The organism is Streptococcus sp. ELY_90, from assembly GCF_058314475.1.
In genome coordinates this window covers 1-23,478 of record NZ_JBZFUJ010000012.1, presented here as the reverse complement: position 1 = coordinate 23,478, position 23,478 = coordinate 1, and the positions used below count along the sequence as shown (strand labels likewise).

Below are 23,478 nucleotides of genomic sequence, written 5' to 3'. Positions count from 1 at the left end.
CAAAAAAAATCAGCTGACAATTTTTTGATACTAAAAAACCGGCAGCCTGCTTTTAAACTGTAATCAAGCCCTTATCTGAAACAATCCTGTACTCACGCAAGGCAAGCCCGCCTCTCTCAAACACATACCTTTGCCGATTCAAACAAGTGCTCCTTTTGTGAAAGGCAGTGCTGGTTTTGCTGTTGGTCTTAGTCCGGATAGATGTAGGTAAGACCTCCCAAATAAGAGTCAGTTGGATCAAACCAGCCGCGAAAGTTGGCAATATACTGCTGGTTCTGGTAGTTTGCTTCCTTGACTTGAATGCGGTTATTATTTTCCACATGTGTCACATAAGCAACATGCCCATAGCCGCCGTCATCCCAGCAGGCAATAGCACCAATCTGTGCGTCATTTCCTGTCCTAAAGCCCTTGGCACGCGCAGAGGCTGCCCACTGACCGCCATTGCCCAGCCAATTCGGTGCCCAAGGCGCCAGTTCCTTGACACCCCAAGTACACTGACCGACCGGATAGGTGTTGGTCTCGCTGGTATAGGTTATAATTCTCGGTGCAGCAGTCTCCTTAAGAGGCAAAGGTTCTGCTTTATTAAGCTGCAAATTGGGCAGGATATGGCCTGTTGAGGTCCCGTCTGTGTAATGAATATAAGCGTGAACATTATAACTGCCGCTCTTATTGCCATGTTTTTTCACATCAGCAGTAAGGGAAACCTGTCCGTTTGACACTTGATCTGATTCGTACCAGTACAAATTGGCTTGATCCTCATCTGACCAAACAGCGATACTGATTGAGTTAATAGACTTGGAGTCATCGGTTTCAGCAGCACTGACATCAAAAGTTCCTTTTTCTGGATTATGATTAGGGACAGTTAGTTGCGGATCCTCATAAGCTGCTATCGTTTCCACATTAAAAGCAGACGAGGTCATGCCTTCTAAGTTCCATTCTCCTAAAGGACCGCTCCCATACAGGTGAATCTGATATGCTCCAAGATTAAAATCATGCTTTTTTAAAGTGATTGCCGCCTTAAACGTCCCGTCTGCCTCTTTTTCTGCCCGGTACCACTGAATATCATCCTGTCCGTTTTGCTCACTCCAAACAGGCACATAGACAGCGCTCATATAAGGAGGGACATTGCTGATGACAGCTTCATACCGCGTATCCTTTACCTTATTAATCCGACAGCTGACATTAGCTCGGGGAAGCTGCAAGGTCTGAGCCGCAACAGGCAGCATCTTCCCATCTTGCTTTAGATAGGTATGAATATGGTAAGTTCCGTAATCTTTGTGACCGGCATAATCAGCCAGAGCATACCCGGCAGCATCGGCTTCATACCACTTAAGATCGTCCTGACCATTTTTATCGGACCAAACCGCTGAAACCAGCTGAGCTTCTTTGCTTGGTGTTAATTTGGAAAATATCTGAATACCAGCTTGAGTCAGAGCCAGCTGGGGCTCAGCCAGTGTAATCTCCTGCTTTCCTAAGTCCACACCGTGCCTGCTGCCATCAGTATAGGTCATATACGCATGAACCGCATAACTGCCAGCCTTACTGGCATGATTGGCAGGATCAAAATGGGCGGTTAGCGGATCATTTCCAGTATTATCAGCCGAATACCAGTGCATATCATCCTGTCCGCCTTCTTCCGACCAAACCGCCACATCCAAAGACCGAACAATCTTGCCGTTTGAGGGCTGATTAGCCTCGATATCAAAGGTCCCAAACTGTTTGTTGTAGTGGCTGATTCTTGCCGGAACATCCTTTACATCGGCCGCAGTATAATCCGTCGCAGCCGCCATGCCCAAAATACTCGTTGCCAAAAGTGCCGCTTTAAACTTTTTCACAAAAAATCTCCCTTTTGTTTAATCTCACTTATCTTATTCGAAGAACTGAGATAAAATTTGGGAAGAAAGATGGTTTTTCTAGGAGCGCTTATTGTTTAAAATCATAAAAAATGTTTGTAAGCTACTCCAATTAGTGTTTACTAAGATTAAAATTTTTTATACATACATCTATTAATAATACTGTTTTTCGAATTATCAATTGTCTATAATGATAATAAAAATAAAGGAGGTTAATCTTATGATTAAAAGTAACAAGAAAATGGTTAAACATAGGATTAAAACAGAGGTCAATTTAAATAAATTGGCCTTAACAGGACTAGCTGCAGTAGCTATTGGAACAGCTGCTATATCTTCTGGCGCAATTGTCCGGGCAGATGATGAAACGAGCACACCGCCTATACCTTTAACTTCTGAAGCAGGAACCACTTCTACCAATGCGGTTGTTAACGAAGGAACAGTCACAGAAGAAAAAATAACTGAAGCAAGTAATACGGCAACTAATTCTCAAACAAATAGCACCGCTGCTTCTGATGTTTCAACTCTTGAAACAAGCATTGATGATGTTGCTGAAAATGATGTGACAAATTCAGCAAACACTGTTACTTCATCATCACAAGAGAATCATTCAGAGAAAATCCCAATCAAAACGAATTCAGATTATAACCAGGATGCTTCAGCTATAGAAAAAGATGAGTCTTTAAAAGAAAGCACCTCATCTCTCAATAAAACCGTAGCCTTTCAGGATAATGCCCCTGAACATATCTTGGATAACCAAAATTCTAACAATAAAATTACATTGCCTCAATCGAATACTAAGGCAGTCAATAAAGCAACTGCAAATGCCTACTACAGTCGTGATTACAGCAATGGAGGCTGTGTTTTATGGTGCAATCATCGCGTAAAGGATCTTTTGGGGATAACACTTCCTCCTACAGGGACATCTCCAAGCGGAGTAGCCGGTGCCTCAAACTGGTGGTATACACTTAATTATCCTAAAGGAAACGAACCAGCTAAATACGCCCTTGCAGTTTGGCGCTACACAACAGCAGCTGGATATGAAAACTACGGGCATGTGGCATTTGTTGAGAATATTAACGGAAATACTATAACTATTTCGCAAGGCGGAGTATACGGAGCATCTTGGAATGGATATACGGGTGTATCTTACGGAAATTACTCTAAATCACAAGTGCCTAATATAGCACGAACTTTCTTAGGCTATGTTTATTTAAAAGGAACACCAGCACCAAATATTAAACGTTATAATGTCGACCAGCTGTCTGCTTCAGTGGGACAAACCATTTCAAATGGTGACTATCATATCGTTTTAGCAGCAAATCCAAATTTTGGAATAGATGTGGCCGCTGCCGCTTCTGCTAATGGTACTAATATTCAAACTTATAAAAATATTTCGGATTCCTCACAAATATTTACCGTCTCTTATTTAGGAAATGGGTATTATAAGTTAATTCATAAACACACTAAAAAATCCATGGATGTTACAAGTGCCTCTCGCGACGTTGGTACTAACGTTCAGCTATGGGACTATAATGGCAGTGCGGCTCAGCAGTGGATTTTAAAACAAAACGGTTCTAATAATACCTTTGAAATTATTTCTCGTCAAAGTGGTTTAAGCTTGGATGTTGCTGGAGGAAAAATAGCTAATAACACTAATATTCAAATGTATGAAGCTAACAGTTCTGATAGTCAAAAATTCAGATTCATAGCAGTAGATTCTGATACTAAAAGAACATTAGCCGACGGTGTGTATCACATTGTTTCTGCACTAGATGAAAAAATGGGACTTGATGCAGCTGGAGCTGCGACAGATGATAATACAAATATACAAATTTATCCGAATCTATCAGATCCTAACCAAACTTTTACAGTTAAATATTTAAACAATGGCTACTATTCTATAACAGCCAAAAAATCTGGAAAAGCTTTAGATGCTGTTGGCAATGGCAGCTACAATGGAACTAATGTGGTTATCTACAGTCCCAATAAGTCTGAAGCACAGCAATGGATTATCAAAGAAAGTACTGAAAAAGGATTTTTTGAAATTGTATCCAAGCATAAAAACATGCTGCTAGATGTCGCAGGCGGAGCTGCAAAAGCAGGAACTAACGTACAGCTCCATGTGCGAAATGGCAGTTTGGCACAAAAGTGGAAATTTATATCTGCTTAGTAAGCGAATATATATTAAAAATATTTCTATAACTTCGTTAGTTTTTTATGATATAAACACACTTTAAGAAGTGAAGCTCTATAATTTCTGTAGTGGTAAAACTCCCCTTAGAAATTATAGGGCTTTTTTGAATATAACATATCAAAAAGTTCCACAAGATTTATCATGAAAAGGTAATCAACCCAAACCATCATTAGAAAAAAGTTTTACGAAACACTTGCATCTTATCAAAAAATCTCTTAAAAATACAGTATCTCACAATCTCATCAAAATTATTAAGTGTAAGGCTTTTAGGCTTTGAACGTTTGAAAAATCTCAAAATTTTAACATTATAAAAAAGAGAATCAATCTGATTCTCTTTTGTGCTTAGCTATAAGTTACCCACTATAGTTGACAATGAGCCTAATTAATTTAAATATAGCCATATGATTTTAGTAAAAAGAATGTGGTATAGGAAAGTAATACTGCTATTGTTGATACACTCAATATACCCATAAACTTTTTGTTAAGACGTATTTTATCCCAATTTACCAACATCACATATATTAATGATGTTGGAATAAAATATCTGCCTTGTAGACCAATAATTACGGGTGAGTTTACCGGAGTCCAAATTTGGAAAAGAGCTACAAACGTTAATAGAACGTAAAAAATCAGTGCTAGAAGCATTGTTAGTCTTTTTGAAATGGACAGCTGAATTTTATATTGACTGCTGAAACACGCTACCGTAATAACCGCATAGTAAACCCACAATATATTCATTGGTAAGTTTCTGTTTAGAGCTGAGAACTGTCCGCTAAAGCTTCTGAATAAGAACTTATGGTGTTCTACTACTGTATTTTTGATAATACGCAAGAAATTAATTGGATTTTCCAGAATAGCACTTGTCTGCTGACTTGAGCTCGTGAAATCTTGGTACATTATTTCTTGAGATGGAAATAGTTTTCCCCACACATAATAAATACCGACAGCCAAAAAAAACGTTCCTGCTCCATAAATTAATTTATTTTGTAAACTGAGATTGCGTAGCGGAATGATAAAGTACAATAAACCAAATATGATGGTCGTTGGCTTCATCTGAACTAAAGCAATCAAAAGTATTAAGGAACAAATAAACAGCTTTTTATCCAGTTTATCTTCAGTGATAAATTTTGATAATATGGCAATAAACAGAAAACTGCAGGCATTAGTAAATCCGTCACCGCTAGTAGACGAAGCCAGAGCCAAGGCCATTGGATTCAGTCCCAGCAACATAGCAACCCATTTAGAAAATTTGAAATAATAAATTGAAAGGGCTACAACAGCAATATAAAAGAATAAATTGAAAAACCTAGCAAAATAGTAGGTGATGATAATCGACCCTGTAAATATCCTTGCAAATGTTATTCCAATAATTTGCGGAATATACTGAAAGAAAGAATAATTCAGTTGACCTCCCAAACCTATAAAGACTCTTTTGTAAGAACCATATTTTGAAGCACTCAAAACCTTATAATCAAAATGTGCTTTTGGATTATAGATAACTCTAGTAACATCAGCATTTAAATCTGTAATGTCATCCGGTAAATAAAAACCATAATTATCCCAAGATTTAAAGTGATTCTTTTTTAGGTGATGATGTTCTGGAATCACCTTCAATTCAGAGAAAGCATAGGATTTAGAAAAATGGCCAATTTCATCCGGTGCAGTCAGCGGCGGGAAAATAAAGATAAAAAACAAGCCAAAAATAGTAGAAAATAAAATGAATAGAGATAAAGGTTTAAAAATAAGATCTCTTGTTTTTATATATCTGTTTACTTGTCTCATGGCATATCTCACTCTTTATTTCTTTCATAATAATCGTAAATGCTCATTTCATACTGCATACGATTTTGGCGAACCATTGTATCTAGAATAAATCCTGATATAAACGAAAGTGCTGCTAGAATCATAAATCCGGTTGCTAAAATAGCAGATGGCATTTTCTTAATTAAGCCAGTTCTTGCAAATTCACTAATAACTGGAATACCAAAAACTAACCCTAAAATAAAGAAAACCGCTGTAACCAAACTAAAGAAAAGTAAAGGCTTATAATCTTTAAAAAGATTAAAAATCATTCGTAAAACTTTGAACCCATCCGAAAAAGTACTGAGCTTAGATTCACTACCTTCCGGACGGTCTTTGTAAGTAATAGGTACTTCTACCAATTTAAAGCGCTTGTCCAGAGCATGAATGGACATTTCAGTCTCAATTTCAAATCCCGGTGACAACACAGGAAAATTTTTGACGAAAAGGCGGTTAAAACCACGATACCCTGTCATAATATCCTCATAATTTCCTTTATAGAGCTTATTAATGAGGACTTTCACCAAATTATTTCCGAATCCATGAAAACCACGCTTATTTTCCTTGGCATAGGTACCATTTGATAACCGATCGCCAATTGTCATATCTGCTTTGCCAGAACGTAAGGGCTGAAGAAGTTTATTTACCTCTGCAGCTGGATAAGTATCATCCGCATCTACCATGACGTAGTAATCCGCATCAATCTCACGAAACATTGATCGAACAACATTTCCCTTACCTTGACGAGGTTCAAAGCGTACAATTGCTCCTGCTTCTCGCGCTAATTGGTTTGTTCTATCTTTTGAATTATTATCATAGACATAAATATCAGCATTCGGTAAATAATGCTGGAAATCTTCAATAACCTTTTGAATAGTAGCTTCTTCATTGTAAGCTGGCAATAGCACAGCAATTTTTTCTGTCATGGTAATTCCTCATTTCTTTTCATTAGGTACAGTGAAAAAGTCTTTGTGAGATTTAATATAACCTTTCCCAACAGTAACATCATATTGCAATAAGCGTAAGTCATGAGCAATTTCTTTTTGCTCTTTATTACTTATTTTACTTGAAACACTTGCCTTATCAAGGACTTCAGTCAACAGGGCTTGATAAGGTGTTACCTTAGAATTTGTGTGTTTAAGCATTTCTGCTGTGAAATCACTCGAATTGACCAGCGGATAAGTCAATTTTTTCTTTTGCCAATTACTCCAGATAAAATAATCTGTCTGAAAGCGGGTTTTGGAGTTTCCATTAAACGCGCTATCTGGATAAATGCCCGGAAGATGATCCCCATAAAAAACAACTGTAATTTTTTTATTAATTTTTGACAAGGCAGACATAAATGATTGCGTTGACTGATCAGTATGGCTGATAAGGCGGGAGTATTCTGTTAAGTTATCATTTTCTTGGGCTGTAAAACCCTGACCGGCAGCTTTAACATCAACAGGATTTCCTACTGACCAAGGAGCATGGTTTTGCATAGTAATGACGGAAAAGAATTGACTTTGATTTGTATCAATATTTTCCAGAATATTATTATAAACAGTTTCATCACTGACACTAACGCCCTGTCTATCAATGTGTTTAAATTTATCTTTAGAACCATTTAAAAAATATAGTTTATGAAAATTTAATTTTTTATAAACTGTGTAACGATTGTAATTGGTAGCACCTGCTGGGTGCATAACAATGCGATTTTTACTATCAAAAGAGTCACTGATAGATGGAAAGACTGACATATTGGGAACTACTTCTGAATAGAGAGTTGCTACAGAATTTGAAAAGTTATAGAAAGGAAGACCTGTTAAGGTTTGAAATTCCATATTGGCTGTTCCACCTCCATAACCATCTGACTTCATCAGTCCACTGGTCGTCCCGCTTTCGATTCTTTCAATATTAGGGAGAATATCTTTCGTTAGATTTACACCAGAAACACGTTTAGGATTGGCTAAACTCTCACTTAAAACATAAATGATGGTTTGATCTGATAAGTTTTGACTTCTCGTTTTATTAATGACAGCAGCATCTGTCTGATATTTTTCAGCTAGCTTATTAATAGTTTTTTCACTGTAATCTTCTGGTTTTTCCATTACAGATTTCGTTAGCTGTTTTGTCCAAACAAACATTAAAGAACGGTAGCGTGCATTGGTTCCAAAGCCCATCCAAGTGATATTTTGCCAATTATTGAGTTTGGAAATCACGGGAACATCTTTAACAACTTTCCCGTCCTCTTCATTTCTAAAGATGAAAAAGATGGATGAGAAAAAGATAAGCAAAAGAACAAAAAATGAAAGTCGGACACGTTTTTGTTTAATAATTTTTCCTACCAAAACATGGTTTCTAAAAATGAGATAAATAATTATCGGCAGTAAGAAAGCAAGAATAATGTAAAAAATCATCCAACCATCTAAAAAGCTTAAAAGAAGATTAATCTCTCGCAGCCATACAAAATCTGTAACCAATAACGGCTCGCTTCGCATAGAATCCTTGAGGACATTAGCAACAGAAATCAACGTTCCGATAATAATGATGATCAATGTGGTAGGAACATAATGGTTAATTAAGACATAAAGTAAGAAGAAAACAGCTGTAAGAACAAGAATTTGATAAAGTGTAGCGCCTGGGAAGATATAGCGTCCTAATAAATCAGAATCCCCTTTTACACCAAACTGTAAACTGTAATTAAAAATCAAAGCAAAGAGTACACTGCTCATTACAGCTAAAGACAAGCTCGGTCTGTTTTCAATAAGATCTTTTCCTGCACGGATCACAAAATAGGACACTAAAACTAGCCCAGCCATAGACAATAAAAATGCAAAGTTGAAATTACTTAGATATTCACTGAATTGTTTATTGATAATAAAATTTTTTAGCCCGTCACGTAAAATATCACTATAATGCCCATCATTAACAGCGACAGAGGCAAGCAAGCCTGCAAGTAAAAGATTGGAGGTCTGACAGTCCTTGAGTAATTCACCTCTAAGACGTTTAGGCTTCAGGTAGTCAAACAAGGCTTTTATCAAAAAAGCAGAAATAACCAGTGGGATTAGTATGGGTAAAAAGTCAACCTGCCAAAAACCGTTGCCCTCTAAATCCCATAATTCAAATTTCTCATTGTTTAAGTTTCGGGTAATCAGCAAAAAATAAGCAACAATCAAATAGATGGCATAGCCCAAGCTAAGCTTCCCTACAAATTTCCAAGATATGTTGCGTACCAAATCAAAGGCAATAATAGCAAGTGAGATGACGAAAATAACCGGCATAAAGCTGAGATGACTCAGGAAACTCTTGCCTGCTTGGCCTAAATTACCGAGAATACTGTTATTAAGCGTTAAAAAGTTAATGCCAAAGACGGAAAGAAGTAAAAGCGAACCATAGCCCAACTTTAACCAATTAATATTTTTCAGATCGTTTTTCATGATTTTATCTTTTGCAGAGAGCGTTTGATAATATATTTGACTGCCCTGGCCGGTCCGATGAAGATATATTTAAAAGCTCCCTTTATTCCTCCCATATGGTTAAAATCAACAAAGGTATTCGGTGCTGAATTCCCGCGTTCGTTTAACAGTTTATTGTCGATGAATGGTGTCAGATCAACCGGATTCTTAGAGATTCTGAAATCGTAATGCTCATTCCAAGCGATATAAACAAGCAGCCGCTCAATAGCATGCAGGATTGAATTTTGCGGCAAAGGTTCTGAAGGCACGTCTTTATCTGTCAGATCCAAGTCAAAGAGCGGCTTTAAGGCATCGTATTTAAACCAGACAAAGGTTCCGTAACTCATGACAAAGGTCTGAAAGTTTTCAAAATCAATGGTTTTGCTCAGTCCCATTTTCTGCCACAGCTCATTCATCTCCGGTGCGATCAAGTGTTCATTCCAGGCACTAACAATCTTATTGTAGCGGAAGAAAGTCGGGATATCTGCAATGACCAGACCGATTTTAGGATTGCGGACAAACTCCGAAAGAATGGTGTCTGCCGGTTTAATCAGCATGCTGATCAGCTCCGTGCGCCAAGATTCACCGGCCCAGAAGTCGGCTTCCTTGGATTTTTTGGTATGAAAATGACCGACGTAATCATATCGTGACAGCTCTTCTTTTAATTTCAGCATAGGTAGCACATCGCGGCCGATATTGCCTGTCACAAAGAGCTGCGCCTGACTGCCGTGCTGATGCAGGATGTCCTCAATCTCGTCTTTTTTGCTTTCCTGATCTGTTGTAATAAACAAATCATAGGCAAAATGAAAATGTGTGAAGCTGCTCAAAAATTCTTCCAGCAAATCTACGTAAAAAACATGAAGATGAACAGCAATCTTTTGTCCGCTCAAATCAGCAGCAGGTCTTCTTTTAATGTACTTGTGGCCTAACAGATAGCTGAAATCCGGATAATTAATTTCTGACATGTGAGAAACGATGAAATCAATAGGATAAGATGACCGCTTCTCAATATCATTCAAAAGATAAGGTGTTATAGACTGATTGGCGTCAATGGCTTTGACCTTAATAAAAGGAACCTTGTGGTTTAAGACAGCTGTCGGATGATAGTAGGAAAAATCAGCATGCAAAAGCTGGCTGGCATCTTCCTCACGTGTGTCAAAAACCACACCGTATTTAAAACCGGCATCTAAAAGGACAGTTGTCACCTGTGTTTCATAATGAGCAATGACCTCCTGAACATCTTGGTACTCTCTGACATTCTCCCAAAATTCTGTGAAAGCACTGCTATTGATAACGGGCTTTTGGAAAGAAATAAAGTAGCTTTGGATGTGCTCACGAAAGGCTTTGGTTGCACGGTTATTGGTCAGTCCCCAAAAATCCACGGCCTCATCTGCTTCAAATTTCTGATAGACTGCCGCCATATCCCAAAGCGGACCAAAGCAGGTATCATTCATGGTTGTCACGGAATCATAGGTTTTTAACTCATCAAAACCGATAAAAGCCATACCGTCCCGCCAAGCGGCAAAATCAAAACCGGAGTTCTGACGCTGAATAAAATGATCCATCAAATGCTCTTCTCTCAGCCGTTCAAAGTCAGCTGGGGCAAGTTCGCTGTTTGAGATAAACACAATTTTAGAAAACAGCGGCCTTAACTGTGTCAGCTGATAGATGACATGAGAGCTGAGGCGGTTATATTTATTAAAATGGACATACAAAAGCAGACGCTTCATTTCTTTCTCCTGATTAGATTGATAATTTTTGTCGGAATACGCCAGCGGCGGGAATTGATGACCGCATTGTAACGGTTGGTCATTTCATTGAGTTCCTTGTGGTACTGATCCCTGGAAGAGACAGCATCCTGGTAGAGATACTTATAAGACAGGAATTCTTTTAATCCAGTTCTTGCTGATGCCAGTTCTTCTGCTAAGCTGTTAGCAACAAAGTCGGGCTGATCGGGTCTGTCTGCATTGAACCATTCGTAGGTCAGCTGAAATTTTCCGCCTTTATGTTCGGGAATCTCATAGATAATCTGAGGATCAGGAGCTGTAAAATAGTAAGCTTCACCAATCACTTTGGCATTGGTCCAAACCGGCAGCACTTCTGTATCATATTGCCTATCAACCAAAGAAACCCTGCGGTAATAACTTTGAATTTCAGACAAATCAACTCGGATTTTTTGAACATCTTCTGCAAGCGTCAGCTGATGCTTGCCTGAGTGCGCCAGAGGAAAATGCAGACTGTCATCTTCTGAGAAAGCCTGATCCTTGCCGCGGTCCAAATAAATGGTAAGCTGCTGATTGTGCCAGCTGTTCTCACCTTTCTGAGCCAAGGCTTTCTCAAAAGCATTGTGCTCGGGCAGTAAAAATTCTAAAACTTTTTTATAATCACTGTCAGGGTACTTGGCAATATATTCCAGCTGCGTAGCTAACAGTTTGTCAAAGCGCTGTTCTATTTTAGCAGGATCTTTGGTTCTGGAATCGGATTCGGCATCCATTCGGTAAACGGTTGTTGAATCTTTCAAGAAAGCTAGCTTTGTCCTGCGAAACAGCTCCAGCTGAATGTTGAAGGTGTCATCAACCGCATGGCTGTCAATTTGACTGTTGACCTCTAACATCAGCTGCGTCTCCACAAGCCAGGTAGACGCCATGGTCATGCCTTTTAGGGCAAGCATTTTTTCATAAGAATCCATAAATGGAATAACACCGTTTTGCAGGACATCCTTATGAATGACAGTTCCCTTTGGATCCACCATATCAAAGTCCGTATTGGACCACTTGGATTCCGGAGAAGCTTCTAACAGATCGACTTGTTTTTGAAGTTTGCAGCTGTCAGTCCAGTAATCATCACCGTCACATCTGGCAATATATTCTCCCTTAGCTTCTTTGCAAATATCAATCCAGGTTCTCGCGATACCTTTGTTGGTCTCATTAAAGAAAGGCCTAATTTTATCAGGATAGCGCTCGCCATACTGCCGCATAATATCCGGTGACTGATCGGTTGAAGCATCGTCAACGACAATAATTTCAAAAGGAAAATCTGTCTGCTGAGCCAGAAAACTGTCCATAGCTTCCGCTATCCAGTCTCCCTTGTTAAAATTAGTACAAATAATGGAAACCTTCATACGTCTTTCCTATCTTATCCAAATTGCCACTGACCGTTGCGTTGGTAAAGACCGCTGGCTGAATCCAGAGCCGAAAGATCATTTGCTTCAATATCATCACGATGGACAACAATAATCGGTGTCTGTTTCGCATCAGAAAAGGCCAGCATTTGATTATCATCATCGCGAACGGTCACTTCCAATTTCAGTTTAATATCATTCAGATGTGCGATATCACATTCATAGACCACCGATTTATGACCGGCACCCGATGTTTTATAATCCATTGAATTGTCGTTATAGACCCAGATATTGCGGTCAATATCGGTCAATGATAAGGCAATGTAGGTTGGAACATCGTTGAGCACATCATAAGAAATTTCAAACTTAATCTTATTTTTAGGTGTCATCGGATTATCGGACAGGAGCTTAACCGCTAAATTCTCAATGTGTGTGACTTGTTCTTTAGCAGTATCAGCTTCAATTGTCTCACCATTGTCATCAACAACCTTGTCAGTATTGTCAAAACTGTATTGGTTGGCAACATTGAAAGGCTCACCGTAAGCTTTAATCAAACCGTCATCAATCAAGACAGCCTTGTTGCAGTATTTCTTAACTGCTGCCATATCGTGGGTTACAAGGATAGTCGTCTTACCGCTTTCTTTTCTTTCCATAAAGTAGTCATTACATTTGCGCTGGAAAGCTTCATCACCGACGGCCAAGACCTCATCAAGAATCAAAATGTCTCCCTGTGCCTTAATGGCAACTGAAAAGGCTAAGCGAACCTGCATCCCGCTGGAATAGTTTTTAAGCTTTTGGTTCATAAATTCCTTAAGCTCAGCAAATTCCACGATATCATCATACATGGCATCGACTTCTTCCGTTGAAAAGCCCAGCATAGCCCCGTTCATATAGACATTCTCACGACCTGTCAGCTCAGGATTAAAGCCGACTCCCAGCTCAATGAATGAAACCAGCTTCCCGTCAATGCTGACAGTGCCTTGTTCAGGCACATAAATTTGTGAAATGATTTTTAACAGCGTTGATTTGCCCGATCCGTTGCGGCCGACAATTCCAAAGAAATCACCTTTTTCCACTTCAAAATTGATGTCACGCAGAACGTGCTGTTTCTTATAGCCTTTAACGCCTTTAAAACGATTGACCAAAGTCGTGCGCAAGCTGTTTGTCGATTCGACAGGCAGCTTAAAATATTTGCTGACATGGTCAACTTTTACTGCAATATTATTGTCTTTCGTCATTATAAAATCTCCGCAAATCTCTTAGAACTACGATTGAAAACAACTAATCCGATGCCAAAAATGATAAAGGGCAGTACATAAGGAATAGCGTAATACCACCAGTGATTAATCAGCTGCCAGATGGTTAGATTGGCCTTGTCAATCAAAAGATAACGCAGGTCTTGAATCATCTGTGCCAAAGGATTGAGCATGATGATTTTACCAGCCAGCACTCCCTTAGGACCCTGATTAGTGATAAAGGTTAAAGGATAGATAATCGGTGTTGCATACATCCCGGCCTGCAGGATAACTTCCCAGATCTGTCCGATATCCCGAAACTTAACATAGAGAGTTGACAAAAGAAGAGCTACTCCCCAAGCCATGATAAAGAGCTCGAAAAAGAGCGGGATGGAAAAGACAGCATTCCAGCCGATATGAACACCGTTAACCAAGGCAAAAATCAGCACAACAATCAAATTGATGCCGAAGTTAATCAAGGCTCCGCACACCGCTGAAAGAACAATGATCGATTTTGAAAAGTTCAGTTTGCGCAGCAGGTCTCCCCGAGTTACGATAGAGACCATTCCCATGCTGGTCGCTTCCATAAAGAAAGACCAGACGACATTGGCCAGCAAGAGTGCTACAGGAAAGTGAGGCACATCTCCTCCCAAACGCAAAAAGCGGATGAAAACCAAATACATAATCATAAACAGCAGCAAAGGCTTTAAAATTGACCAGAGATAGCCGATGACACTGCCTTGATAGCGCAGTTTAAAGTCTGTTTTAATGAGTTCTTTTAGCAGGATACGATTTTTCTTACTAATCAAGTCCATGATATTCTCCTATGCCTGATAGCCATATTTGCGATAATGGCTATAGCCGATTTTCGTTGTAATTAAAATTTTAAAAATGAAGGTATGAAAAGCTCTGTTTTTAGCAAAGCCGTATTTTTTAAGGTCATGCCGTCTGTGCAGCCACGGCTGATTGAGCAGATTGACATAAGCTGCAACCAAGTCGTTCTTATCCCCAGGCAAATCCAAACCTAATAGGTAGGCAGCCTGTTTTTGACTGGATGTAATCAGCCACCAGTACTTAGCCAGCAGTTTATGGGGCTGCAGCCAGTTTTTAAAACGCTTGGACCAGGTTCTTGCCCCCAGCACATTGCTCTCATGCTGCCGGTACAATTCTGTCGCAGCATCCAAATAAACCAAGTCTCCTAAAGCGGCAGCAATCAATGCTAAGTACCAGTCATGCATGAGAATGCCCTCGCAAACGGTCCATTTCTCAGCCAAGGCATGGTTAAACATGGCTGTACCGCCGGTCACCGTGTTTTCCGTTAATTCCTGAAGCAATGCTGTGTTTGCATGGTGAGACTGCGTTTTGATCATGCTCTCGTGCAGAACCTGCAGCTGCTTATCCACGACCTTCAAATCAGTATAAACCATCAAAGGCTTCTTGCTGTCATATTTTTGAGCTTCTGCCAGAGAGAGCTCCAGTTTATTGGGCAGCCAAATATCATCCTGGTCGCTTAAAAAATAATAATCAGCCTTTTCGTATTTAACCAGCGTATAAAAATTTTTGATAACACCGTAATTAGTACGCTCAGCAGCATTGATAAAATGAATACGCGGATCCTGCTGCGCAAAATCTGCAATAATCTCAGGTGTGTCATCCGTTGAGCCATCATCACGGATCAGCAGATTCCAATCTGTAAAAGTCTGCTGCTGAATGCTTCTAATCTGCTCTGCGATAAACTCCTGACCATTGTAGGCAGACATTACAATATTAACTTTCATGCAAAAACAAGTCCTCGTACTCTCCTACAATTTTTTCCCAGGTATAATGGCGGCGAATAATATCCTTAGCCCTTTGACCATACTCTGAAAAATCCGTCTGTCCGTCCGCCTGTTCAATCAACTGTGCAAGACTGCCTCTGTCTTTCGACCAATAGCAGGCAGCGTCCCGCGCAACCGAGCGATTAAAATCAACACCTAAGACAAGATTCAGATCAGTGTGCGCCAAGGCTTCAAGCAAGCCCGGATTGGTTCCGCCGACCTCATGCCCATGAATATAAGCAAAAGCATGCTCGCGGATATAAGTCAGCAGAGCACGGTCATAGACCGTCCCGACAAACTTAATACGAGAATCCTTATCAAAATCCGTTTTTTGCCGCAGCTCTTCAAAATAGGTGTTTCCTTGATGGTTGCAGATAATGACGAGATCGCGCTTACTTGCCGATGCCATAAATTCGCGGATAGCTGTCTCATAGTTGTTTTCCGGCACGAAACGGCCAACGATTAAATAGTAGCCTTTACTTTTGAGTGCCCATTGTTCATAGAATTTTTGAACTTCAGGAGCATTTTCGTCCAGTCCGGATGGCGACATATCCGTTCCATAAGCAATAAAAGCCGTTTTTGACCAAGGGTAGGTTTGCTTGATATAATCTTCAATCCCGATATTATCTGAAATAACCAGATCAGCCGTCTTTGTCATGCACTTTTCTGCATATTTCAGATAAGACTGCACGGGACGGGACCATTTGGAGCGGCGCCACTCCAATCCATCCGGATTGATATAAAACTGTCCGCCCATTCCTTTAATCTTTCTGGCAAAAGGTGCCATGAAAGCTCCTATTGTATTGCCTAAAACATAAAAAACGGGAGCTGCAATATTTTGGGTTTTAACTAATTTTAAAGCATAGCTGATGGCCATCATGTCATAGGCAATTACTCTGGCAGGCCCCACTTTAGGAGCCTTGATCGTAAAACAATCAACATTCAGATAAGTAAAATGCTTATGGTGGTCAGTTTCACTGAGACAGGCCACATGATAAGTCAAATCCTGCGACTGCCGATGCTTAACTAATTCTTCTACAAAAGTCTCAAAACCGCCGTACTGGGCCGGCAGTCCCCGACTTCCGATGATGAATACATGACGCAAACTCTATTCCCCCATTTTAACAATACAATCCATAGTATTATAGCATATTTCAAAGAATTTTGCGAAAAGAAACAGCAGACTCAAGCCTGCTGTCATTTGCACTATTATAAAGATTTAATTAAGGCGTTTTTTCAGCCTATTTCTTCACATCTTGTCTGTAAAATTCCTGCAGAGCTTCCTGCCAAGTCGGAATGACAAAACCGGTTGCTTTTGCTTTTTTCAGACTCATGGTTGAATTGAGAGGACGTTTAGCTTTGGCAGGGAATTGGCTGGAGTCAACAGGCTTGACCGTAACATCGGTATCCTTAAGAATTTCACGGGCGAAATCATACCAGGTCGTGTCTTCTGCTGCATCGTTTGACAGATGATAATAGCCGAACGCTTTGTGATTTTCAGCCAAATAGGTCATAAATTCAGCTAACGTGCGGGTCCAAGTCGGACGGCCGTGCTGATCGTTGACAACAGTCAGTGTATCATGGGTCTTAGCTAAGTTTTGCATGGTAAAGACAAAGTTTTTCCCATAATTTCCAAAGACCCAAGCAGTACGGATAATATAGAAGTTGCTGACGTATTTTTCCACAGCTTCTTCGCCCAGACGCTTGGTGCGGCCGTACTCCGTTTTTGGATCCGGCTGATCGTCAACTTCCCATTCTTGTCCGACAGGCTTTTGACCGTCAAAGACGTAGTCCGTGGAGATATAAACCAGAGTTGAACCATATTTTTCACAGGCCTTAGCAATGTTTTCAGTTCCTGTCACATTGATAGCGTAATCCAGCTCTTTTCCTTCGTCCTCTGCTGCATCAACAGCCGTATAGGCTGCGCAGTGGTAAACAAGGCTGGGCTGCACCTGTGAAAAAACTTGATCCACTTTTTCTGCATTTGTAATGTCCATTTCTGCGACATCAACAGCCACATAGTCTTCATTACGTTCATCAAGCAGATGGCGTAACTCCGTACCCAACTGACCATTGCTTCCTGTGATTAAAATCATTCGTATTCTCCTTTAATTTAAGATACAAAGGGCGTGAAAAAATCCGTATAAAATAGGAAACGGACGCCGTGTCGCTAAGACACAAGGACCGTTATCTTTTTATTAGGATTTTAGTCTGTGTTCCATTAAAAATGTATTGTATACAAGACCGTTCTTTAAGCCCGGCAGCCTTAACAGCTCTTTTTAAAACGTTTCCTTGATTTTCTGCTGCGGCCAATCACCGAATGCCCAAAGCAATCCGTGCATAGCGGCTCATTTTATCCACCGACCAGGCCGGCGACCAAACCAGCTTAACATCAACATCAAGAACCTCAGGTACATCCTTTAAAACATCGTAAATCTGATCCGTCAGCAAGTCTGCCAAAGGACAGCCCATGGTTGTCAGAGTCATGTCAATTTCGGTATGGCCTGAGTCTTCAAAACGAATGTCATAGATAAGCCCCAAGTTGACAATATCAATTCCTAACTCGGGATCAATAACCATTTCCAAAGCTTCAAGAATTCTGTCTTTGATCTTTGTGACTTCTTCGGGAGTATAGTTTGCTTCTGCCATAGTTCCCTCTCCTTTTAATCTTCAACGAAATCACGCAACTGTTTGCTGCGGCTTGGATGACGCAGCTTGCGCAGTGCCTTAGCTTCAATCTGACGAATCCGTTCACGCGTAACATTAAACACTCTGCCCACATCTTCCAGCGTACGCATCTTGCCGTCATCTAAACCAAAGCGCAGACGCAGAACATTTTCTTCGCGGTCTGTCAGCGTATCAAGCACCTCATCCAATTGCTCGCGCAGCACAACACGTGTTGTGTAATCTACCGGATTTTCAATCACTTCATCTTCAATAAAGTCTCCCAGATGGCTGTCATCCTCTTCGCCGATTGGCGTTTCCAGTGACACGGGTTCCTGAGCGATTTTCAGAATTTCTCTGACCTTATCCGGTGTCATATCCATGCGCTCTGCAATCTGTTCCGGTGTCGGATCCTGACCTAATTCCTGCAAAAGGTTGCGCTGTTCACGCACCAATTTATTAATTGTTTCCACCATGTGAACAGGAATACGGATCGTGCGGGCCTGATCGGCAATGGCGCGTGTGATGGCCTGACGAATCCACCAAGTGGCATAGGTTGAAAATTTAAATCCCTTAGAGTAGTCAAACTTATCAACCGCCTTCATCAAGCCCATATTGCCTTCTTGGATAAGATCCAGAAACTGCATGCCGCGGCCGACATAACGCTTAGCGATAGAAACAACCAGGCGCAGGTTGGCTTCTGCCAAGCGCTGCTTGGCTTCAAGATCACCGTTTTCAACTGCAATGGCCAGCTCTTTTTCTTCTTCATTAGACAAAAGGGGAACAACACCGATTTCTTTTAGATACATCCGTACAGGATCATTGACCTTGGCAGAATTGCTTCCCAGAAGCTCCTCATCGGTCAGCTCCTCAGGCTTGATTTCCTCAACAGCATACTTCGATGAAGGATTGCCGTCTTTGTCAGTGATAGAGATGCCGCCGTCAGTCAAACGTTCCAGCAAATCATCAATCTGCTCAGCCTCGAGTTCAAAAGGGATGACGAGTTTTTCAGTAACTTCATCGTCAATTGCTACCCCTTCTTTTTTATGGTTGCGAATAAAATCCGCCACTTGAACATTAAAGGTACTTGATGTTTTTTTACTACTACTTGCCATTTTTCCTCTATTCCATATTTCTTTTTTGAGCGATGAGAGCTTCTAAGCCCTCAACTGCAGTATCTATGTCACCGTGATTGCTGTTTTCACGGATGGCTTTGCTTTGTTTTTGCAGCTCCTGCTGCTGCAGGTATTTATTTCTCTGGCTTTCCAGCTGCCTGATTTCCCCCTCGGCAATCTCTTCCGGCAGATTTTCCTCTAAAACACGGTAATAGGCATTTTGAAGTTCCTCAGGAAGCTGAGACAAATCATAGGCATTCAGTTCACCCTTGCTTTTTAAAAGCTGGTAGAGTTCCTGCAATTCCGGGGTTTCAAAGGCGAAATCTTCCCGATTGCGAAATTCAATTAACAGATAATCATGGTGAAGAATGCGATGAAAGAGCTGATTTTCAGCCTTAGCCACAGCCGTCAGATGCTTAGTCACAGGCATCTCCACCCTGATTGGCCGGCTGAGAGCCTGCTCGCTTCTTTGTGAACGCGTTTGGAGGCGCTCGTTATTAACCGCTTGTTCTACCTGCTGATAATTAAAGTCCGGCAGACTTTCAGCTACCATATTGATATAGGTATTCTGAGCAGTAATTGAAGGCGAGGCGGCAATAATTTTTGCCATTTTCTCCACATAATCAATCTCCGCCTGCAAATTATCACTATTTTCAGGTTTCAGGTAATGAAGCCAAAATTCAATACTGCTGATCCTTGCCTGTGTCAGCAGTTTTTTCAGATCTTCCGCAGAATTTTCCTTGATAAATTCATCGGGATCCATCTGACCGGGAATTCTGACGATTTCCACTGCCATATCCGACAGAATGGCTAAGGATTTGGCAATGGCATTCTGCCCGGCACTGTCCCCGTCATATGTCAGAATAACTTTTTTAGTGAATTTCTTCAAATGCTTCACATGTTCCGGTGTCAGCGCTGTTCCCATGGAAGCAACAGCATTGCTGATGCCCGCACGATAGGCGGCAATCACATCCATGAAACCTTCCATCAGGTAAATTTCATGTTCCTTTTTTGCGACCGCTTTGGCCTTATCCAGATGATAGAGCTCATAAGACTTGTTGAAAACTGCTGTCGCACGCGTATTCTTATACTTTGCCAGTTTTTTGGCACTGTCGGCCTCTGTCCAAATCCGACCTGAAAAACCGACAATATGACCGAATTCATCCGTCAAAGGAAACATAATGCGGTTCTGGAAGGCATCGTAAACAGTGTTGCTGTCTGACAGATTAAAAAGACCAGAATTAATGATGGTATCTTCATCATATTTTTTCAGCATGGCCTGATAAAGATAATCATGTTCATCCGGAGCTAAACCTATCTTAAAATAATCAATCAGCTCATCTGTCAGTCCCCTTTCATAAAGATACTGCCGAGCTGTTTCACCTATCTTGGTGGTTTTCAAAACAGCCTGATAAAACTTGCTGGCATCGTCATTGATGTTGAAGAACCTTTGATTGGGGTGTTCCTGCCTTGTTTCCTGACTCTTGTCCTGAACCGCAACAGCAATACCGGCGCGGTCGGCCAGCACCTGAACGCTCTCCAGAAAACTAATGTTGCGGTAATCTTCTATAAATTTAAAGACATCGCCTGAACGCCCGCAGCCAAAACAGTGAAAAAACTGTCTGTCCTCAATAACATTAAAGGAGGGCGTCTTTTCTTTGTGGAAGGGACAGAGACCCAAATAATTGCGGCCTGCCCGTGAAAGACTGACAACTTCACCAATCACATCAACAATATTGACGCTGTTTTTAATGTCGTTAATCATTTCCTTATCGATAGCCAGAAATCATCACCTCCACATAAAAATCCCTATTTTAGCGTTGCTTTTCATTATACCATTTTTAAGGCTTTTTGTAAATTAAAGAAGCACAAAAGCACTCTCTTGTTTTGGTCTTTACGACCGGCTTAGAGAGTGCCTTCTTATAATCTTTTCACGGAATCTGTCAGTCTATATCGTTATCGTATACAGTGCCTTTGCGTTCTGTCTTTAGGTGAATGGCTTTAAAGAGCCAGAGTTTGGTTTTTTCATTGACGTTAAGCCGATCAACCAAAGTATTGCTAAACAGATTGTTGTAAATCTTAATCGGTCCTACATCTGAAGAATGCTGGCCAACGCTTCCGCTGTAGGCTTTAATATTGCCTTTGCTGTCGTAATAAGGAACAAAGGAATTATCAGTGATGACAATATTTCTGCTGAGCTGTCTTTCCTTATTGTGACTGCCGTAGTCAGGATCAATGGCTTTAATCAAACCGCCGTCCCATACACCGTTATCACTTGAAGCATCCAGCTGAATAGCCTCAGAATAATAGTCGTGAAGGGAAAGATTAGCATCAATTTGACGGGCATTGACCAGCTCAGGAGCATAACCCGTGAATTGATTGCCTTTAAAAACGGAATTTTGCAGGCCGCCCATGTCAAAAACATGGCTGCCTTTTTTATGAACCATAGTGAAACTGTTGTTCAGAACCCGCCAATGGTCACCGTGGTTAGCCATAACCATAAAATGGTTGCCCTTATCCAAATCACTGGCCTTGATGTTCAGATTGCGCATGGTGAAATTTTTAACCCCGTCAGTTGCTCGAGGTCCGGTCGCCAAGGCAAACCAGTAGGCTGCTCCTTCAACCAGCAGCGTTGTATTGTTGCCCCTGATTTCGGTATCGGAAGCAAGAGTAATGTAATCTTTGGTTGGCGTCTGACTGCCGATTTTGAATTTACCGTCGGGCAGGCTTAAAATGGTGCCGGGATGCTCTTTGGCATAGGCAAAAGCCTGTCTCAGCACTTCATTATTTTGAGCGGCACTGTTTTCAGCTTTTAACTTGACCTCATAAATAGTATCCAGATCCTCTTCCTGAATGTCAGTAACTTTTCCGCCGTCATCAAAGGTAACAGCATATTTATAACCGCCTGCAGCACTGCTGTGGTTGTAAGAAACCTGATCAACTCGGCCGGCTGATGCTTGATAATCCGACAAACTGTGCCCTTTTAAATTCTCCTTGGCAGATGATTTTAGCTTAACAACCTGACCTTGATGGTATTTTGAATTCTTGCTTTTGGTCAGATCTTCTTCCCGAACGTGCTTTATGGTGCGTCCGTTGCCAAACTTAACATCATAGCTGTAGGCTGATTTCTGCTGTGAGGTCTCCGCAGGTTCTACTTTCTTGACTGTTCCGATCCAATTTTGATAATCTGCCAGCTTTTGACTGGAATTGATCTGAACTTTTTCGCCGGAAGCATATTGTGATTTTTGCTCCGCTTCCTTATTGATAAAAGGAAGGGTGAGTCCGACAGGCTTCAGATGCAGGGTTTTGGCCAAAACTCCAAAAGAATTAGTTGCTGCCAGCAGCACAACAGCTGACGAAACAAAAACACTCAAGGCAATAATTTCGCTTTTGCGAACTAGCCCCTTTCGCTTATGTCTTTTCTTTCCCATTGTCTTCCCTTCAGAAAATATATTTTTACAGCATTTCAATTTTACCATATTTTTGTAAAAAGTGAAGTACATCTATTGTCAAATACCATTTTTTCCCGTATAATAAGTAACTAATAATAAGAAAGGAAAAACAAAATGATCAAAGAACTTAAAGAGTTTTTGTTCCGGGGAAGTGTCCTTGAACTTGCTGTAGCCGTTGTTATGGGGGCAGCATTCAATGCTATCATCACATCCTTCGTTTCAGACGTCATCACACCGCTCTTTTTGAACCCTGCCTTAAAAGCTGCAGGCGTCGAAAAGATTGCTGAGCTTTCATGGCACGGTGTTGCTTACGGTAATTTCTTAAGTGCTGTCATTAACTTCTTGATTGTAGGAACAACACTCTTTTTCGTTGTTAAAGCTGCTAATCATGCAATGGCAATTACCAAAAAAGCAGAAGAAGACGCTGCTGAGGGTGAACCGACTGAAGTTGAACTGTTAGCAGACATCAAAGCCCTTTTAGAAAAACAAAACTAAAAACTGCAGGAAGCAATCGCGATCAAACGGTCATTGAGCTGCTTCTCCCTTTTATTGACAACAGCCTAAGTTAGGCTGTTCAGACTGAAGACAAACTTCTTTTTGGGAGTTTGTCTTTTTTGGTGTCTTTTATCTTTGAGATGAAAAACGGGTAAGAAAGCTGAAGCTGTCCAAAATAAAAAGGCCTTCCTGCCATCATTTTTACTAACTTTTTGAGATTTAAACACGCTAAAATCAGCCCAACCTTATCCTCCATTTTGGACTTGCCAATCTCTCTCGTATATCTGAGATTGTG

General features: G+C 40.7%; 17 protein-coding genes and 1 pseudogene. 2 read left to right on the top strand and 16 right to left on the bottom strand.

The window, feature by feature from the left end; genetic code table 11:
* Positions 1-188: 188 nt before the first annotated feature.
* Positions 189-1,835, bottom strand: coding sequence for a GBS Bsp-like repeat-containing protein (locus tag AC4HAF_RS07975; RefSeq protein ID WP_491097327.1), 1,647 nt, complete (start codon positions 1,833-1,835; stop codon positions 189-191).
* A gap of 241 nt (positions 1,836-2,076) precedes the next feature.
* On the opposite strand from AC4HAF_RS07975, the gene AC4HAF_RS07970 reads away from it, so the two are divergent.
* Positions 2,077-4,023 (top strand): RICIN domain-containing protein, encoded by a 1,947-nt coding sequence (locus AC4HAF_RS07970; protein WP_491097361.1) that lies wholly within the window; start codon positions 2,077-2,079, stop codon positions 4,021-4,023.
* A gap of 411 nt (positions 4,024-4,434) precedes the next feature.
* Here the strand turns inward: AC4HAF_RS07970 and AC4HAF_RS07965 are convergent, their stop codons facing one another.
* The 14 genes from AC4HAF_RS07965 to AC4HAF_RS07900 form a co-directional block, all read right to left on the bottom strand.
* Positions 4,435-5,829: a DUF2142 domain-containing protein gene (locus tag AC4HAF_RS07965; RefSeq protein ID WP_491097326.1), complete on the bottom strand. Its 1,395-nt coding sequence runs from the start codon at positions 5,827-5,829 to the stop codon at positions 4,435-4,437.
* An 8-nt stretch (positions 5,830-5,837) separates the two neighbouring features.
* Entirely contained in the window at positions 5,838-6,773 is a 936-nt protein-coding gene (locus tag AC4HAF_RS07960; RefSeq protein WP_491097325.1) for a glycosyltransferase family 2 protein, read from the bottom strand.
* 9 nt (positions 6,774-6,782) lie between these two features.
* Positions 6,783-9,266 carry an LTA synthase family protein gene (locus tag AC4HAF_RS07955; protein WP_491097324.1) on the bottom strand — a complete coding sequence of 828 codons (2,484 nt, stop codon included), beginning with the start codon at positions 9,264-9,266 and terminating at the stop codon, positions 6,783-6,785.
* The gene (locus AC4HAF_RS07950) at positions 9,263-11,014 is read right to left on the bottom strand and encodes a rhamnan synthesis F family protein (RefSeq protein WP_491097323.1); all 1,752 of its coding nucleotides are present in this window, start codon (positions 11,012-11,014) and stop codon (positions 9,263-9,265) included. Before AC4HAF_RS07950 ends, AC4HAF_RS07955 begins: the two co-directional genes overlap by 4 nt.
* Positions 11,011-12,405, bottom strand: a complete 1,395-nt coding sequence (locus AC4HAF_RS07945) for a glycosyltransferase family 2 protein (RefSeq protein WP_491097322.1) — start codon at positions 12,403-12,405, stop codon at positions 11,011-11,013. Before AC4HAF_RS07945 ends, AC4HAF_RS07950 begins: the two co-directional genes overlap by 4 nt.
* A 14-nt stretch (positions 12,406-12,419) precedes the next feature.
* The gene (locus AC4HAF_RS07940; RefSeq protein ID WP_491090662.1) at positions 12,420-13,643 is read right to left on the bottom strand and encodes an ABC transporter ATP-binding protein; all 1,224 of its coding nucleotides are present in this window, start codon (positions 13,641-13,643) and stop codon (positions 12,420-12,422) included.
* Complete coding sequence (locus AC4HAF_RS07935; RefSeq protein WP_491090663.1) at positions 13,643-14,455, bottom strand: ABC transporter permease; 813 nt, start codon at positions 14,453-14,455, stop codon at positions 13,643-13,645. The genes AC4HAF_RS07940 and AC4HAF_RS07935 overlap by 1 nt, the downstream gene beginning before the upstream one ends.
* A gap of 9 nt (positions 14,456-14,464) precedes the next feature.
* A complete protein-coding gene (locus AC4HAF_RS07930) occupies positions 14,465-15,418 on the bottom strand; it encodes a glycosyltransferase family 2 protein (protein WP_491097321.1) in 954 nt (317 codons plus the stop codon).
* Positions 15,408-16,562: a beta 1-4 rhamnosyltransferase Cps2T gene (gene cps2T / locus AC4HAF_RS07925; protein WP_491097320.1), complete on the bottom strand. Its 1,155-nt coding sequence runs from the start codon at positions 16,560-16,562 to the stop codon at positions 15,408-15,410. Before cps2T ends, AC4HAF_RS07930 begins: the two co-directional genes overlap by 11 nt.
* 136 nt (positions 16,563-16,698) lie before the next feature.
* Positions 16,699-17,553 (bottom strand): dTDP-4-dehydrorhamnose reductase, encoded by an 855-nt coding sequence (gene rfbD, locus AC4HAF_RS07920; RefSeq protein ID WP_491097319.1) that lies wholly within the window; start codon positions 17,551-17,553, stop codon positions 16,699-16,701.
* Between the two features lie 217 nt (positions 17,554-17,770).
* The gene (locus AC4HAF_RS07915) at positions 17,771-18,106 is read right to left on the bottom strand and encodes a metal-sulfur cluster assembly factor (RefSeq protein WP_491090670.1); all 336 of its coding nucleotides are present in this window, start codon (positions 18,104-18,106) and stop codon (positions 17,771-17,773) included.
* 14 nt (positions 18,107-18,120) lie between these two features.
* Positions 18,121-19,236 (bottom strand): RNA polymerase sigma factor RpoD, encoded by a 1,116-nt coding sequence (rpoD, locus tag AC4HAF_RS07910; RefSeq protein ID WP_491090671.1) that lies wholly within the window; start codon positions 19,234-19,236, stop codon positions 18,121-18,123.
* A gap of 7 nt (positions 19,237-19,243) precedes the next feature.
* Positions 19,244-21,001: a DNA primase gene (gene dnaG, locus AC4HAF_RS07905; RefSeq protein ID WP_491097318.1), complete on the bottom strand. Its 1,758-nt coding sequence runs from the start codon at positions 20,999-21,001 to the stop codon at positions 19,244-19,246.
* A gap of 178 nt (positions 21,002-21,179) precedes the next feature.
* On the bottom strand, positions 21,180-22,667 hold the full coding sequence (locus AC4HAF_RS07900) for an HlyD family secretion protein (protein WP_491097317.1): 1,488 nt from the start codon (positions 22,665-22,667) through the stop codon (positions 21,180-21,182).
* Positions 22,668-22,802: 135 nt separating this feature from the next.
* On the opposite strand from AC4HAF_RS07900, the gene mscL reads away from it, so the two are divergent.
* Entirely contained in the window at positions 22,803-23,183 is a 381-nt protein-coding gene (mscL, locus tag AC4HAF_RS07895) for a large conductance mechanosensitive channel protein MscL (RefSeq protein WP_491090676.1), read from the top strand.
* Positions 23,184-23,234: 51 nt separating this feature from the next.
* On the opposite strand, the pseudogene AC4HAF_RS07890 reads toward mscL, so the two are convergent.
* A pseudogene (locus AC4HAF_RS07890) lies at positions 23,235-23,478 on the bottom strand (IS5/IS1182 family transposase); the annotation flags it as partial.

What these genes read in the sequence shown, in the direction of transcription:
- AC4HAF_RS07930 (WP_491097321.1), bottom strand. Translation starts at nt 15,418, where the DNA reads ATGAAAGTTAATATTGTAATGTCTGCCTACAATGGTCAGGAGTTTATC.
- AC4HAF_RS07915 (WP_491090670.1), bottom strand. Translation starts at nt 18,106, where the DNA reads ATGGCAGAAGCAAACTATACTCCCGAAGAAGTCACAAAGATCAAAGAC.
- AC4HAF_RS07945 (WP_491097322.1), bottom strand. Translation starts at nt 12,405, where the DNA reads ATGAAGGTTTCCATTATTTGTACTAATTTTAACAAGGGAGACTGGATA.
- rpoD (WP_491090671.1), bottom strand. Translation starts at nt 19,236, where the DNA reads ATGGCAAGTAGTAGTAAAAAAACATCAAGTACCTTTAATGTTCAAGTG.
- AC4HAF_RS07965 (WP_491097326.1), bottom strand. Translation starts at nt 5,829, where the DNA reads ATGAGACAAGTAAACAGATATATAAAAACAAGAGATCTTATTTTTAAA.
- AC4HAF_RS07940 (WP_491090662.1), bottom strand. Translation starts at nt 13,643, where the DNA reads ATGACGAAAGACAATAATATTGCAGTAAAAGTTGACCATGTCAGCAAA.
- dnaG (WP_491097318.1), bottom strand. Translation starts at nt 21,001, where the DNA reads ATGATTAACGACATTAAAAACAGCGTCAATATTGTTGATGTGATTGGT.
- AC4HAF_RS07960 (WP_491097325.1), bottom strand. Translation starts at nt 6,773, where the DNA reads ATGACAGAAAAAATTGCTGTGCTATTGCCAGCTTACAATGAAGAAGCT.
- AC4HAF_RS07955 (WP_491097324.1), bottom strand. Translation starts at nt 9,266, where the DNA reads ATGAAAAACGATCTGAAAAATATTAATTGGTTAAAGTTGGGCTATGGT.
- rfbD (WP_491097319.1), bottom strand. Translation starts at nt 17,553, where the DNA reads ATGATTTTAATCACAGGAAGCAATGGTCAGTTGGGTACGGAGTTACGC.
- AC4HAF_RS07900 (WP_491097317.1), bottom strand. Translation starts at nt 22,667, where the DNA reads ATGGGAAAGAAAAGACATAAGCGAAAGGGGCTAGTTCGCAAAAGCGAA.
- AC4HAF_RS07950 (WP_491097323.1), bottom strand. Translation starts at nt 11,014, where the DNA reads ATGAAGCGTCTGCTTTTGTATGTCCATTTTAATAAATATAACCGCCTC.
- AC4HAF_RS07935 (WP_491090663.1), bottom strand. Translation starts at nt 14,455, where the DNA reads ATGGACTTGATTAGTAAGAAAAATCGTATCCTGCTAAAAGAACTCATT.
- mscL (WP_491090676.1), top strand. Translation starts at nt 22,803, where the DNA reads ATGATCAAAGAACTTAAAGAGTTTTTGTTCCGGGGAAGTGTCCTTGAA.